This window comes from Phytopseudomonas punonensis (assembly GCF_900142655.1).
GTDB lineage: Bacteria > Pseudomonadota > Gammaproteobacteria > Pseudomonadales > Pseudomonadaceae > Aquipseudomonas > Aquipseudomonas punonensis.
Genome location: NZ_FRBQ01000011.1, coordinates 1 through 13293 on the forward strand (window position 1 = coordinate 1; position 13293 = coordinate 13293).

Genomic DNA, 13293 nt, shown 5'->3' on the forward strand with positions numbered 1-13293 from the left:
TGGCCTACGAGCAACGAGGCAAACCGCAGCAGGTACTGTTTCATTCCGATCAGGGTAGTCAGTACGCCAGCCGCCTTTTCCGGCAGCGGCTATGGCGATATCGGATGGAACAGAGCATGAGTCGCCGGGGAAACTGTTGGGACAACTCGCCAATGGAACGACTGTTCCGCAGCTTGAAATCCGAATGGATTCCGGCGACAGGCTACGTGACCGCTTCGGAAGCTCAACGGGACATCAGTCATTACCTGATGCACCGTTACAACTGGATCAGGCCGCATCAGTACAACGACGGACTGCCACCTGCGGTGGCCGAAGAAAAACTTAACCCACTGTCGGGGGGGGGGGGTTGACCACTACAGAGCTACCGTAGCCCTTCCCGCTGTCAGGATAAGTTTAGGCGCCTTCAAGAGCCTGTAGTTGATCAGCAACGCGTGCTCATTATCCACCTGTGACTGGTGAATAAGAATCCGTCACGCTTGCTGCGGCGCCGTGATGCAAAATAGAGAGGTACCGCACGAGTCAGTCCCTTAAAGCTGGTGAAATTTAAAGGAACTCAGCCGAGTAGTGCGGATAACTGTTCAGTGATTGTAATAAAACCGAAACGGCTGGAAATCTGGCAAAGACACGCCGTATAAAAGCCTACACATTTTGCCGGCTTTCATGATTTCGCAAGCATGAATAAATTTCATGTCACCGCTTAATGAGGAGGATTGCATCAGCGCCAAGGTCAAAGTGTAGTCACTCCTCCTCTTCATTCACCCGATCACGCAATTCCTTGCCCGGCTTGAAGTGCGGCACGAACTTGCCGTCCAGACGCACCGACTGCCCGGTCTTGGGGTTACGGCCTACGCGCGGGGCGCGGTAGTGGAGGGAGAAGCTGCCAAAGCCACGGATTTCGATGCGATCGCCAGTCGCCAGCGCTTGAGACATCTGTTCCAGCATGGTCTTGATAGCCAGTTCGACATCTTTGTTAGAAAGCTGTCCCTGGTGGGTGACGATTCTTTCGATCAGCTCCGACTTGGTCATACTTTTCCCTTCGTTTTCAAGCGGCTATGTCACTCGATGGAAAAGGTTGTAGCACGCTGATCAGCTTTTGAACAGTCTAAAAAACCACCAGCCTTGAAAATGTGATTTACACCCTAAGCTTGATGCCGTCGTTTAAGGCGGATGAATGTAAGTCGTTGACTGTGCAGCAATGTTGTTAAACCAGATGATTGGCCCGCAATATTGCCGTGCGATGGATACGAAAGGTGATCAAAACCTGGCAAGAGCCGTCCAACAGAGCCAATGCATTCAATGGTCAGAGGCCGCCAGCGCCTCAGGAGAAAACCGTGCTGATCCCCGCCAATCTGCTTGAGGCAGATACCCTCACCCGCCTTATCGAAGATTTCGTGACCCGCGATGGCACCGATAACGGCGATGACACACCGCTGGAAACCCGGGTAACCCGCGTGCGTCATGCTCTGGACAAAGGCGAAGCGGTAATCGTGTTCGACCCAGAGAGCCAGCAGTGCCAACTGGCGCTCAAGCGTGATGTACCAAAGGAATGGCTGGTGGAGGATGACGAGTAGCGCTCACGCACTCTCACGAAGGCTGAGGGATCAAGCGTGACAGACGCCAGCACCAATCGGGCTGACCACTCGCACGCATTTACCCGCGCAAGCCTCCTTCCCTTTCCCAGGCGCATCGCACGCGCAAGGGGCCGTCCTGAGGACTGTGCAGACCACTCTCGGACTCCGCCTCCCAACGGAACGTATGGGTGCCACTCAGTTCGGTTTCCAGGTGGACCACGGCGCTGGCCCAGTAGAGCCTTTTGAGCAGCGCTTCGAACTCCGCGACCCACAGCTTCCACTCGTACTCGATGGTCTGGTAACTGGCGCCGAAGTGGATGACCTGGGTCTGATACAGGCCACTGCCCGGCTGCTGGCAGCACGCGAACATCTCGCGACCGAGAAACGGCCAGGCGTCGCCAGTGGGCAGTGCGTCGAGCACCTGCTTATTGAGCAGACGTCGAAGGCGGCTCTCGGATGGACTGTCCGACGGCCAGTCACGAATATTGCCGTAGACGATGGATTCCGATTCCACGGGGGCACTCCGCTAAAACTTGGCAGCCTTCTACCACAGCGCGCGAGGCAACGGAATGCTGTGGGCAGAACGGTCAGTCAGGACAGTGATGGGGATCATTCAATCCGGTACCGATGCTCCCTGGTTTCGCTCCGCTTTACCCAGGCTACAAGGTATTCACACCGAAGGCCGGTGCGGGCCTTTTCTCATCAACCAGGCGAGCAGCACCATCACTGCCGCCATCCCCGTCAGCACCATGAAGGGCACCTGATAGGTGCCCGCCATATCCCGTGCCAGACCGCTGAGCACTGGCGTCAGGCAGGCCACGCTATACCCCATGCCCTGCATCATTGCCGTCCAGCGACTCACTGCCATGGGTGAACCGGCTTCGTAGATGGGCAGCAGCAGCGACAATGCAAATGAGCCGCTCATGCCGAACCCCAAAGTCAGTGCCCAGAACTCCGGGATGAAGGTGGGCTGGAAGGTGATCATGCTCAGGCTGACCAGGGTCAGGCTGCCGCAGGCGACCATCAACAAGTAGTGGTTGAAACGCTGCACCAGCAGCGGTAACAGGAATGAGCTTGGCAAGCCCATCAACATAGCCAGACTGAACAGCGTGTTGCTGTGCATCGCCGGCAGGCCCGCTTCCTGATAGCGCGCAACCGTCCAGGTTGCCACGGCATAGAACAGCCCGGCCTGCAGGGCGAAATAAGCACTGACCAACCACGCGCGGCCCTCACGCCAGGGCAGACTGGCAGAAGCATCTTCGCTACTCAGCGGCGCAGCGTGCTGCTTGGGCAGGAAGCACCAGATGGCGACTGCCAGCGCAGCAGGCAATGCCCAGATGGCCAGGCCATAACTCCAGTCATCACCGAAAAGCTGGGCAACCGGCATGGTCAGCACCACACCGATGGCGCCGCCAATGGCCATGCTCAGTGAGTACCAGGCGAGCACCTGCCCCATACGGCCGGAGAAATGAAGCTTGATGAAACCAGAAAGCAACGGCCCCGCGATGGCGATGGCCGCACCGAGCAACACGGCGCTACCAACCAGAATCACGCTGGAATGGCTGATCAGGCGTAGCAGCAGAGCAAGGGCAATGGTGCCAAGGCACAGGGTGATGGTGCGCTCCAGGCCGATGCGTACAGCCAGCCTGGGTGCAAGCGGCGCCAGCAGGCCCATGCACAGCACCGGCAGAGCCGTGGTCAGGCTGATAAAGCCACGGCTCAGCGAAAGCTCTTGAGCGATGCGTTCGATAAGTGGCGCCAGCGAGGTAATGCCAGGGCGCAGGTTCACTGCGGCGGCAACGAGAGCCAGCAGCAATAAAGCGCGGGAGACGGGTTTCACACAAATTCCTGATCAGACGGCCAAGTATAGCCAGGGCGGCAACCCTACTCGTGCGCTTCGATTAGGGCAAGCGTGACCGCGGGCTCGCTCCATGCAACGGCCTAAGAACCTGTTTACGATCATCAGCCGTAACTCCATCTGCAATGACCGCAACGTGGCGAAAGCAGGCGTAGGGTGGACAACGCTCTTTTTGTCCACCATTGCAATCGCAGAGCGGTGGACGGATAAAGCGTCGTCCACCCTACGAACTGATGGTTATCTGTGGGAGCGGGCCATGCCCGCGAAAAAATCACGGGCATGGACTAGGCGGCTCCGCCCGTTCCCACAGGTAAAGCAACGATGTCCGCTTTTGCCTTATTGAAGGTGATTCACAGGATACAAGCGCCCAGAAACCCAAAGCTCGTGAACAGCTTTATGGCGTCTTCGCTTCGCGCTGCCCCGATGCCTTGGCGCGCATCTTCTCGCACATCAACGTCATCTCGTCGTAGAGCAGCTGTGGGTTCTTCTGCTTGAGCGCCCAGGCCTGACGGCCCTGCTCGTGAGGCAGGATCATGAACTCACCAGCGGCGACGGCCTTGAAGATGTAGTCGGCGATGAACTCGGCATTGATCGGCGAGCTTTCCAGCAACTTGCCGACCTGCGCCTTCATCGCCGGCGTTGGCCCGCGGAACGAGTCGAGCAGATTGGTCTGGAAGAACGATGGGCATACCACATGCACACCGACCTGCAACGGCTTGAGTTCGGCCAGCAGGCTTTCCGACAGCGCCACCACGCCGGCCTTGGCGACGTTGTAGTTGCTCATGCCCGGGCCCTGCATCAGCGCCGCCATGGAGGCGATGTTGACGATGCGCCCGCGGCTGCGTTCGAGCAACGGCAGGAACGCCTTGCAGCCCTTGACCACGCCCATCAGGTTGATCGCCAACTGCCAGTCCCAATCCTCGAGCGACAGCTCGGCGAAGAAGCCGCCCGAGGCCACACCAGCGTTGTTGATGATGATATCGATGCCGCCGAACTTCTCTTCGCACGCCTGAGCCAGGGCGGTCAGCTGACTGTAATCACGCACGTCACAGCGCATCGTGAAGCCATCGCCACCCACCTCGCGCACCAGACGCAAGGTTTCGGCAAGGCCGGCATCATTGACGTCCGACAGCGCCAGGCGCCAGCCCTCACGTGCCCAGCGCAATGCGAGCTCACGCCCCAAGCCAGAACCGGCACCCGTGATCATCATGCGATTGCTCATACCCAACCTGCCCTGCTGGCCAATGAAAGTCAGCTCGAGTGTAGCGAAGGCGCAGGCAGCTCCCAGCCATCATCAGGTTGTTGAATGGGCGTACCGCGGGGTGGGTATGGCGCAGCTTGTACGACCCGTTATTCCTGGGTATCGCTTCGGTCAACCCAGGCTACGGTTCCGGGATCACTGCTAGGTAGCCCGGGTCGAGCGTAGCAACACCCGGGTGTTCAGAGCGCTACTGGAACAGTCGTGTGCTCAGCTCGTGGCTGGCTTCCAGCAGAATCGGCAGAAAGCGGCTTTCCAGCTCCTGGCGCGATACGCGACCCACGTGGGTGCCTACGTTGAGCGCTGCCAGCACTTGGCCGGCAGAATCCTTGAGTGGCACGGCGATGGAGCGCAGGCTGACCTCCAGCTCCTGATCGATGATGACCCAGCCCTGGCGACGAATTTCTTCGATATTGGCGCGCAGGTCATCGGGCGTGTGCAGAGTGCGGCTGGTTTTCACCTGCAAGTCGGCGTGACTCAGGTAATCATCCAGCGCCGCATCATCCAGCGCAGCCAACAGAATGCGGCCCATCGACGTGCAATAGGCCGGCAATCGGCTGCCCACGCTGAGGTCGACGGAGATAAGCCGCTGCGGGGTTGCCGAACGAGCGATATAGAGAATCTCATCGCCTTCCAGGGTGGCCATCGAACAGGCTTCATGCAACTGCTCGCTGATGCGGTCAAGAATCGGTTGGGCGGTAACGGCCATCGGTGTCGAAGACAGATACGCGTGCCCCAGCGTCAAAACCTTGGGCAGCAGCGAGTACACACGCCCGTCAGTGGTCACGTAACCGAGCTTCATCAGGGTATGCAGGCAGCGGCGCACGGCGGCACGGGGAATTTCAGTGCGGTGACTGATCTGCGCGATGGTCAGGTGGCGCTTGCGCTCCTGAAAGGCATGAATCACGGCCAATCCCCGCGCAAGAGAAGTCATGAAATTCGGGTCGCCGGTAAACGCTTCGATACGCTTGGCTGGCGAGGCAATGATCGGCGGCGCCATGGGGCTGGACGCGGAGCGGGACTCTGACATGGCTCTATCACTCATCCGGATGATGTGCGCGATTATCGAACTGTGGTTCGATAATCGCAAGGCAGGCTAATGAGCAACACGCAGCGCGGCCGATGGTCGTCCAAAGGGAAAAATAGATATAGGAATTTAAATCTCTGGAAGCGTGAGCGGCGCCCCTAACTTGATCGGGGCGGCTCACGCCAAACAAGGTGAGAGGCGAGGCTTACTGAGCGTGATGACGATACAGCGCAGGTGGCACACCGGTGCTGTCCACAGGCTCCCAAGGGCCTTGCAGGGTGCCAGCCCAGCTCCAGCCATCCTGCCAGCGGTAAAAGGTGCGCTCGCGATAATAGGTGTCGTGCTCGGAGTCGATCTCATACACGCCAAGCGTGCCATTCCAATGGCTGGAGACGCCCGGTGGCGGCGCGAAGCGTGGGTGGGATTTGGTGACCGTAGGCGAGCCGGGTGGGGCCGATGGGCTACCAGTAGTACCACCCGTACCAGGTGCCGGGCTGTGCAAGGTACAGCCGGCAAGGCTCAACAAAGTTGCTGCCAGAGCAGCCGTCATCAATCTGTTCATGGTTGTGTGCCGTCAGCGCTATCGATGATCAGGCGTTGCACGTCCTGGGTGCTGCTGGCCACCGGTTGCCCCTGGCCGATCCACTCGCCGCTCTTTGCATCGCCGGCGCGCGAAATGCGCGCTACCAGTTGAACCTGGTCGAACGCGGAAAGTTTCAGTTGCGGCATCATCGCATCGCTGTCGGACAGGCTGACCGTGGCCGGCAGATCGGCCACCGTCAAACGCTTGGCCGCCAACGGCATCGGCGGCCCGGCAGCGGCGCGGGCGAAGACGAACACTACGTCGCTCGGCTGCACTTTGTCACGCAGCGCCGGCGCCAGCTCGACGCGCACCTGCAATCCGCCCACCTGCGATGCTTGTACAGCCTTGTCACCGTTTTGCGGATCGAGCTCCTCGCGAGCTCTGGCGATGCCGCCGGCAATCGCCTGACGCGAAGGATCCCCCTCGGGCAACATGGCCACCAAGCGCTCCCAGTAGCCAATGGCATCGGCGAAGCGTTGCTCCTCATAGGCGGCGATACCCAGCAGGCCGAGACTGGTCACCTCCTCCGGGTCAGCTTTTAACGCCTCGCTGGTCAGCGCATCCAGCTGCGGGCTCCACTGCTTGTCAGCGGCGAAATACAGCGCCTGGGCCCATTGCCCGAGCAGCTCAGGCTCACGACCGGCCACCTTGACCGCCTCCTCGAACGCACGGGCAGCATCCGCCGCGCGCTGCTGAGCCATGTAGCTGCGAGCGAGGAAATACCAGCCCTCGGCCGATTTTGGATTGTCCCTCACTGCCTGCTCCAGGCGCACGGTCATCTCTTCGATGCTGTGCGGCTCACCGGCGAAGGTACGCGCCTGCTCGACCTCGTCGATGGCGCCCCACTGCAGGTACAGCAACACGGCCAAAACGGGCACCAAAACCACAGCCATCAGCGGCACCGCGCGGCCCAGGCGGCGAGCCTGCCGGCTCTCACTGCCTTCGGTATCGGCGAGCAACTCACGTGCGGCCTCGTCACGCACGGCCTGCAGCTGCGCAGCGTCGAGAGTACCGGCCAGGTGTTGCTGCTCCAGCTCACGCACGCGTTCTTGATAGAGGGTGACGTTCAGCGCAGTACGGTCTTCCTCGGCCTGCACCTTGCGGCCGCGTAGCAGCGGAATGAGGAGAAAACTCACGGCGACCAGACACAGCAGGCCGGCGGACAACCAGAATTCGATCATGGGGTCTTCTTATCCTCGGACGTCTGCTCAAGCAGTTGCGCCAGACGTTGCTGTTCATCGCTCGACAAACCGGTGGAGACCTCCCCGCCAGCCTTACGGCGGCGCAGGACGATCACTCCGAGCAGCACGAAGCCACCGACCAGCAGCGCTGCCGGGCCGTACCAGAGCAACAGGGTGCGGCCGGTGACCGGCGGCTTGTAGAGCACGAAGTTGCCATAGCGGGCGACCAGGTAATCGATGATCTGCGTGTTGCTGTCGCCCGCCTCGAGCATGCGATAGATCTCGGCACGCAGATCCATGGCGATCGGTGCGTCGGAGTCGGCGATGTTCTGATTCTGGCATTTCGGGCAGCGCAGCTCCTCGGTGAGCTGGCGGTAACGGGCGCGCTCTGCCTCGCTGGCGAACTCGTAGGTGTCGATGGCCGCGTGGGCGACGCCACCCAGCGCCAGCAGCAGAGCCAGGCCGGTCAGCAGGCGCTTCATTGGCGCGCCTCGTCGACCATCTGCTGGTACAGCGGCGCCAGCTTCTCGCGCCAGATCGCCTCGTCTATCACGCCGACGAACTTGTGGCGAATGATGCCCCTGGCGTCGACGAAGAACGTCTCCGGCGCGCCGTACACCCCGAGATCCAGGCCCAAGGTGCCCTTGGGGTCGCTGATATTGAGCTGGTACGGGTCGTGGAATTCGCTCAGCCATTTCTGCGCGGCCGCGTTGTCGTCCTTGTAGTTGACGCCATGAATGTTCACGCCCATGGCGGCCAACTTGTTGAGCACCGGATGCTCGACTTTGCAGGCCACGCACCAGGTAGCCCAGACGTTGACCAGCGAAGGCTTGCCGAGCAGGTTCTCTTGGGTGACCAGCCCATCGCCCTCTACCGCCGGCAACGAGAATGCCGGGAATGGCTTGTCGATCAGCGCCGATGGCAGCTCGGATGGGTCGAGGAACAGCCCACGGTAAAGAAATACCGCCACGCCGAGAAAGATCACCAGCGGTAGCAACAAGATCAGCCGTCTCATGTACGTGCCTCCTGCAGGCCCAGCGCATCACGCACGCGGGTTTTGACCTTCATGCGATAGCGCTTGTCGGCGGCAGCGAGAAAGCCGCCGAAGCCCATCATCATCGCGCCCAGCCAGATCCAGCGCACGAAGGGTTTGATATGGATGCGCACCGCCCAGGCGCCCTGCTCCAGCGGCTCGCCGAGCGCCACGAACAGGTCGCGGGTCAGCCCGGCGTCGATGCCGGCTTCGGTCATTACCGATTGCTGCACGGTGTACAGGCGTTTTTCCGGGTGCAGCACGGCAATCTGCCGCTCGCCTTCGAAGACCCGTACCGTGCCGCGGTCGGAAATGAAGTTCGGCCCTTCGTGATGCGCCGCACCCTCGAACACGAAGCGGTAGCCACCCAGCTCCACTGCCTCGCCAGGCGCCATGCGCATGTCACGCTCAAAACTGCCGAGGCTGGTGAGGATCACGCCGAGCGCGCACACCGCCAGGCCCAGGTGCGCCAACTGCATGCCCCAGTAGCTGCGACCAAGGCTGGCCATGCCTTTGAACAGGCCCTTGTGACGGGTCTTATCCTGAATGTCGCGCAGCCCGGCGAGAACCACCCACGCGGCCAGCATGCAAACACCGAGTACCGCCCAGTGAAAATCGCCCCACAACAGGCTGGCTAGCAACGCCAATACCACGCTGGCGACCAGCACTGGTGTGAGCATGCCGATCAGCCAGCGCAGCGGCGTGTCCTTCCAGCGCACCAGCACGCCAACCGCGAGCACTGCCATCAGCAAGCCCATCAGGGGTACGAACAGCGCATTGAAATACGGCGGGCCGACCGACAGCTTGGCGCCGCTCAGGGCGTCGAGCACCAGCGGATAAAGGGTGCCGAGCAGGATCATCGAAGCGGCGACCACCAGAATCAGGTTGTTGGCCAACAACAGCGTTTCCCGCGACCACAGGCCAAAGCCGACCTGGCTGCGTACCACCGGCGCGCGCAGGGCGAACAGGGTCAGTGAGCCGCCGACCACCAGCAGCAGGAAGGCGAGAATGAACACCCCGCGCTCCGGGTCGCTGGCGAACGCGTGTACCGAGGTCAACACGCCGGAGCGCACCAAGAAGGTACCCAGCAGGCTGAGTGAGAACGCGGCAATGGCGAGCAACACTGTCCAGCTCTTGAATACGCCGCGCTTCTCGGTGACGGCCAGCGAATGGATCAGCGCGGTGCCGACCAGCCACGGCATAAACGAGGCGTTTTCCACCGGGTCCCAGAACCACCAGCCGCCCCAGCCCAGTTCGTAATATGCCCACCAGGAACCCAGGGCGATACCGATGCCGAGAAACGCCCAAGCGACGATGGTCCAGGGCCGCGACCAACGTGCCCAGGCGGCGTCGAGCTTGCCGCCGAGCAGTGCGGCGATGGCGAAAGCGAAGGCCACCGAAAAACCTACGTAGCCCATGTACAGCATCGGCGGGTGAATGATCAGGCCGAAGTCCTGCAGCAGCGGGTTGAGGTCGCGGCCATCAGCCGGCACGTTCGGCAGCAGGCGGGTAAACGGGTTGGAGGTGACGATCAGGAACAGCAGAAAGCCAACGCTGATAATGCCCATCACGCCCAGCACGCGGGCGAGCATTTCCTCGGGCAACTGCCGCGAGAAGATCGCCACGGCAAAGGTCCAGCCACCGAGAATCAGCGCCCAGAGCAGCAGGGAGCCTTCGTGAGCGCCCCACACGGCGCTGAACTTGTAGTACCAGGGCAGTGCGGTGTTGGAGTTCTGCGCCACGTAGGCTACGGAGAAGTCGTCGACCATGAAGGCGTACGTCAGGCAAGCGAAGGCGAACACCAGAAAAGCGAACTGCCCCCAGGCCGCCGGCTGCGCCAGGCTCATCCACTGACGGTCGCCGCGCCAGGCGCCGATCAGCGGTAGGGTCGCCTGCACCAGTGCCAGGCACAGAGCCAGAATCATTGCCAAGTGGCCGAGTTCGGGAATCATTGCTTGGCCTCCCCGGCCTTCCCGTATTGCTTGCTCATACCACTCTGTTCCAAAGCCTGCTTGACCTCTGGCGGCATGTAATTTTCGTCGTGCTTGGCCAAGACTTCGTCGGCGAGCAAGATGCCGTTCTCATCGACCTTGCCCATTGCGACGATGCCCTGCCCTTCGCGGAACAGATCCGGCAGGATGCCATGGAAGCGAATGGTCACCCGCGCCACATAGTCGGTGACCACGAAATCGGTCTGCAACGAATCACCGGAGCGCTTCACCGAACCTTTTTCCACCATGCCGCCGGCGCGGATACGGGTATCGCGCGGTGCTTCGCCGTTGGCGATCTGCGTCGGTGTGTAGAACAGGTTGATGTTCTGCTGCAGCGCGCTCAGGGCCAGCGCCACGGCGATACCGACGCCGGCCACGATGGCCAGCACGATAAACAGGCGCTTCTTGCGAACAGCATTCAACGTGATTCCTCCCGGCGCATACGACGCGCCTCATCCTGCAGATAACGGCGCTTGGCCTGCAGCGGTAGCAGCACATTGAGCACCAGGACGACCAGGCAGATCCCGTAAGCCGACCAGACATAAGCGCCGTGGTTGCCCATGGCGAAAAAGTCGGCAAATGAAGCAAAACTCATCGTTTACCCTCCACCAGCGCGCGGACTTCGGTTTTCACCCAGCTGCTGCGCGCTTCACGGCGCAGCACTTCGAGGCGCATGCGCATCAGCAGCACCGCGGCGAAAAAGCAGTAGAAGCCCAGCACCATGATCAGCAGCGGCAGCCACATCTGCACCGGCATCGCTGGTTTTTCGATCACGCTGAAAGTGGCCGGCTGATGCAGGGTGTTCCACCACTCCACCGAGTACTTGATGATCGGGATGTTGATCACACCGACCACCGCCAGCACCGCGGTGGCCTTGGCGGCGCTGTCGCGGTTGCTGATCGCCTGGCCGAGGGCGATGACGCCGAAGTAGAGGAACAGCAGGATCAGCATCGAGGTCAGGCGCGCATCCCAGATCCAGTAGGTGCCCCAGGTCGGCTTGCCCCAGATGGCGCCGGTGATCAACGCGATGGCGGTCATCCAGGCGCCAATGGGCGCGGCCTGCTGCAGGGCCACATCGGCCAATTTCATCTTCCACACCAGGCGGACCACACCGGCCACGGCGAGCATCACGTAGATCGACTGCGCCAAAAATGCGGCCGGCACGTGGATGTAGATGATCCGAAAGCTGTTGCCCTGCTGGTAGTCCGGCGGCGCGAAAGCCAGGCCCCAGACCGTGCCCACGACCAACAGCACCGCAGCGGCGACTGCCAGCCCAGGTAGCCAGCGACCGCTGATTTCGTAGAACCACTTGGGCGAGCCCAGCTTGTGAAACCATGTCCAGTTCATCAGGTCACTCATCATTCTCCGAGGTAAGGGCCGGCGGCCATCCCCGGTAGCACGTTCAATCACTCGCTGACGCTGATACTCAGGCCGGCGGCAATGGCGAAGGGTGTCAGGGTTACCGTCAGGGCGGTGAGGCTGGCCAGCCACAACAAATGGCCGGCCACAGGCAACCCTTGCAGACTCGCCTGCAAGGCTCCGCTGCCAAGAATCAGCACCGGGATGTACAAAGGCAGAATAAGTAGCGCCAGCAGCAGCCCGCCGCGCTTGAGCCCAACCGTGAGGGCGGCGCCGATAGCGCCCAGCAAACTGAGGACTGGCGTGCCGAGCAACAGGGATGCGAGCAGCACCGGCAGGCAGCGCCCTGGCAGCCCAAGCATCAACGCCAGCAACGGGGAAAGCAGCACCAGCGCCAGGCCGGAAAAAAGCCAGTGGGCCGAGACCTTAGCGAGCACCAGCAGCGGCAGCGGGTGGGAGGACAGCACCCATTGTTCGAGGGAGCCATCTTCGAAGTCGCTACGAAACAGGCCGTCGAGGGAAAGCAGCACCGCTAGCAGCGCCGCGACCCACACCAGGCCGGGCGAGAGGCTCTGCAGCAATTGCGTTTGCGGGCCGACGGCCAGTGGAAACAGGGCGATGACGATAGCGAAAAACACCAGTGGATTGGCCAGCTCTGCAGGGCGCCGACACAGCAGTCGCGCCTCGCGCATGACCAGCAGCATAAACACGCTATTCATGCGGCATGCTGTCCCAGATCAAGATCGCGATAGCCATCGGGCATGCAGCTCAACGAATGGTGTGTGGTCAGGATCACCAGACCGCCGCTCCGGCAATGCGCGGCTAGATGCTCCTCGAGCTGGCTGACGGCGTGCTTGTCGAGAGCCGTGAATGGCTCGTCGAGAATCCACAACGGCGGGCTATCGAGATAGAGCCGCGCCAATGCAACGCGCCGCTGCTGGCCGGCTGAAAGCGTGTGACAGGGCACGTCTTCGAAGCCGCGCAACCCGATCGCCTCCAGGGCTCCCCAGATTTGTTCGCGGCTCGCCGGACGATGCAGAGCGCACAACCAGGCGAGGTTTTCTTCGGCGCTTAACAGCCCCTTGATGCCGGCGGCATGGCCGATCCACAGCAGGTCATTCGCCAAGTCGCCATTGCGGCTGGCAAGCGGCTTGCCCTGCAAACGAATTTGCCCGGAAGTGGGCTGTCTCAATCCGGCGAGTACGCGCAGCAGGCTGGTTTTGCCGCTGCCATTGGGCCCGGAAACCTGCAGCATATGTCCGGCATCCAGGCTGATGTCGAGGTTCTCGAACAGCAGGCGCCAGTCCCGCTCGCAAGACAGCGCAGTTGCTTCGAGAAAGGGACTGCTCACAACGCGGGCACCTGGTTCAAGTCGAGACGATTGTGGCCGCTATACTCTTGCGGACGTTCGGATTGGCCGCGAGTATACATG

General features: G+C 61.4%; 17 protein-coding genes. 2 read left to right on the top strand and 15 right to left on the bottom strand.

Annotated features, from left to right (window positions below; genetic code table 11):
* Positions 1–350, top strand: a 350-nt coding sequence (locus BUC40_RS19975) for an integrase core domain-containing protein (protein WP_139272212.1), incomplete at its 5' end; no start/stop codon positions are given.
* A 388-nt stretch (positions 351–738) separates the two neighbouring features.
* Here the strand turns inward: BUC40_RS19975 and ihfB are convergent.
* Positions 739–1026, bottom strand: a complete 288-nt coding sequence (gene ihfB, locus BUC40_RS19980; protein ID WP_042553988.1) for an integration host factor subunit beta — start codon at positions 1024–1026, stop codon at positions 739–741.
* A 305-nt stretch (positions 1027–1331) separates the two neighbouring features.
* Here ihfB and BUC40_RS19985 point away from each other — a divergent pair, with 305 nt between their 5' ends.
* Positions 1332–1571: a YheU family protein gene (locus tag BUC40_RS19985; protein ID WP_073268348.1), complete on the top strand. Its 240-nt coding sequence runs from the start codon at positions 1332–1334 to the stop codon at positions 1569–1571.
* A 79-nt stretch (positions 1572–1650) separates the two neighbouring features.
* Here the strand turns inward: BUC40_RS19985 and BUC40_RS19990 are convergent, their stop codons facing one another.
* The 14 genes from BUC40_RS19990 to ccmA all read right to left on the bottom strand — a co-directional run bounded on the left by BUC40_RS19990 (position 1651) and on the right by ccmA (position 13212).
* Positions 1651–2085 carry a hypothetical protein gene (locus BUC40_RS19990; RefSeq protein ID WP_073268109.1) on the bottom strand — a complete coding sequence of 145 codons (435 nt, stop codon included), beginning with the start codon at positions 2083–2085 and terminating at the stop codon, positions 1651–1653.
* Positions 2086–2241: 156 nt separating this feature from the next.
* Positions 2242–3411: an MFS transporter gene (locus BUC40_RS19995; protein WP_073268111.1), complete on the bottom strand. Its 1170-nt coding sequence runs from the start codon at positions 3409–3411 to the stop codon at positions 2242–2244.
* A gap of 412 nt (positions 3412–3823) precedes the next feature.
* Entirely contained in the window at positions 3824–4651 is an 828-nt protein-coding gene (locus BUC40_RS20000) for an SDR family oxidoreductase (protein ID WP_073268113.1), read from the bottom strand.
* Positions 4652–4877: 226 nt separating this feature from the next.
* Entirely contained in the window at positions 4878–5717 is an 840-nt protein-coding gene (locus tag BUC40_RS20005; protein ID WP_073268115.1) for an IclR family transcriptional regulator domain-containing protein, read from the bottom strand.
* 202 nt (positions 5718–5919) lie between these two features.
* Entirely contained in the window at positions 5920–6276 is a 357-nt protein-coding gene (locus BUC40_RS20010; RefSeq protein WP_083593650.1) for a hypothetical protein, read from the bottom strand.
* Positions 6273–7478, bottom strand: coding sequence for a c-type cytochrome biogenesis protein CcmI (gene ccmI / locus BUC40_RS20015; protein WP_073268119.1), 1206 nt, complete (start codon positions 7476–7478; stop codon positions 6273–6275). Before ccmI ends, BUC40_RS20010 begins: the two co-directional genes overlap by 4 nt.
* Positions 7475–7960 carry a cytochrome c-type biogenesis protein gene (locus tag BUC40_RS20020; protein ID WP_073268121.1) on the bottom strand — a complete coding sequence of 162 codons (486 nt, stop codon included), beginning with the start codon at positions 7958–7960 and terminating at the stop codon, positions 7475–7477. Before BUC40_RS20020 ends, ccmI begins: the two co-directional genes overlap by 4 nt.
* Positions 7957–8493 carry a DsbE family thiol:disulfide interchange protein gene (locus BUC40_RS20025; RefSeq protein WP_073268123.1) on the bottom strand — a complete coding sequence of 179 codons (537 nt, stop codon included), beginning with the start codon at positions 8491–8493 and terminating at the stop codon, positions 7957–7959. The genes BUC40_RS20020 and BUC40_RS20025 overlap by 4 nt, the downstream gene beginning before the upstream one ends.
* Positions 8490–10463, bottom strand: a complete 1974-nt coding sequence (locus BUC40_RS20030) for a heme lyase CcmF/NrfE family subunit (RefSeq protein ID WP_073268125.1) — start codon at positions 10461–10463, stop codon at positions 8490–8492. The genes BUC40_RS20025 and BUC40_RS20030 overlap by 4 nt, the downstream gene beginning before the upstream one ends.
* Complete coding sequence (gene ccmE / locus BUC40_RS20035; protein WP_073268126.1) at positions 10460–10924, bottom strand: cytochrome c maturation protein CcmE; 465 nt, start codon at positions 10922–10924, stop codon at positions 10460–10462. The genes BUC40_RS20030 and ccmE overlap by 4 nt, the downstream gene beginning before the upstream one ends.
* Positions 10921–11097 carry a heme exporter protein CcmD gene (ccmD, locus tag BUC40_RS20040; protein ID WP_073268128.1) on the bottom strand — a complete coding sequence of 59 codons (177 nt, stop codon included), beginning with the start codon at positions 11095–11097 and terminating at the stop codon, positions 10921–10923. Before ccmD ends, ccmE begins: the two co-directional genes overlap by 4 nt.
* Complete coding sequence (locus BUC40_RS20045) at positions 11094–11852, bottom strand: heme ABC transporter permease (protein WP_167369186.1); 759 nt, start codon at positions 11850–11852, stop codon at positions 11094–11096. Before BUC40_RS20045 ends, ccmD begins: the two co-directional genes overlap by 4 nt.
* Positions 11853–11908: 56 nt before the next feature.
* Entirely contained in the window at positions 11909–12580 is a 672-nt protein-coding gene (gene ccmB / locus BUC40_RS20050) for a heme exporter protein CcmB (protein WP_073268130.1), read from the bottom strand.
* On the bottom strand, positions 12577–13212 hold the full coding sequence (gene ccmA / locus BUC40_RS20055; RefSeq protein WP_073268132.1) for a cytochrome c biogenesis heme-transporting ATPase CcmA: 636 nt from the start codon (positions 13210–13212) through the stop codon (positions 12577–12579). Before ccmA ends, ccmB begins: the two co-directional genes overlap by 4 nt.
* Between the last annotated feature and the right edge of the window lie 81 nt (positions 13213–13293).

Bases quoted from the DNA above. Each gene is read 5' to 3' on its own strand.
- ihfB (WP_042553988.1), bottom strand. From the start codon at position 1,026: ATGACCAAGTCGGAGCTGATCGAAAGAATCGTCACCCACCAGGGACAG.
- BUC40_RS20000 (WP_073268113.1), bottom strand. From the start codon at position 4,651: ATGAGCAATCGCATGATGATCACGGGTGCCGGTTCTGGCTTGGGGCGT.
- BUC40_RS20005 (WP_073268115.1), bottom strand. From the start codon at position 5,717: ATGTCAGAGTCCCGCTCCGCGTCCAGCCCCATGGCGCCGCCGATCATT.
- BUC40_RS20010 (WP_083593650.1), bottom strand. From the start codon at position 6,276: ATGAACAGATTGATGACGGCTGCTCTGGCAGCAACTTTGTTGAGCCTT.
- ccmI (WP_073268119.1), bottom strand. From the start codon at position 7,478: ATGATCGAATTCTGGTTGTCCGCCGGCCTGCTGTGTCTGGTCGCCGTG.
- BUC40_RS20020 (WP_073268121.1), bottom strand. From the start codon at position 7,960: ATGAAGCGCCTGCTGACCGGCCTGGCTCTGCTGCTGGCGCTGGGTGGC.
- BUC40_RS20025 (WP_073268123.1), bottom strand. From the start codon at position 8,493: ATGAGACGGCTGATCTTGTTGCTACCGCTGGTGATCTTTCTCGGCGTG.
- BUC40_RS20030 (WP_073268125.1), bottom strand. From the start codon at position 10,463: ATGATTCCCGAACTCGGCCACTTGGCAATGATTCTGGCTCTGTGCCTG.
- ccmD (WP_073268128.1), bottom strand. From the start codon at position 11,097: ATGAGTTTTGCTTCATTTGCCGACTTTTTCGCCATGGGCAACCACGGC.
- ccmB (WP_073268130.1), bottom strand. From the start codon at position 12,580: ATGAATAGCGTGTTTATGCTGCTGGTCATGCGCGAGGCGCGACTGCTG.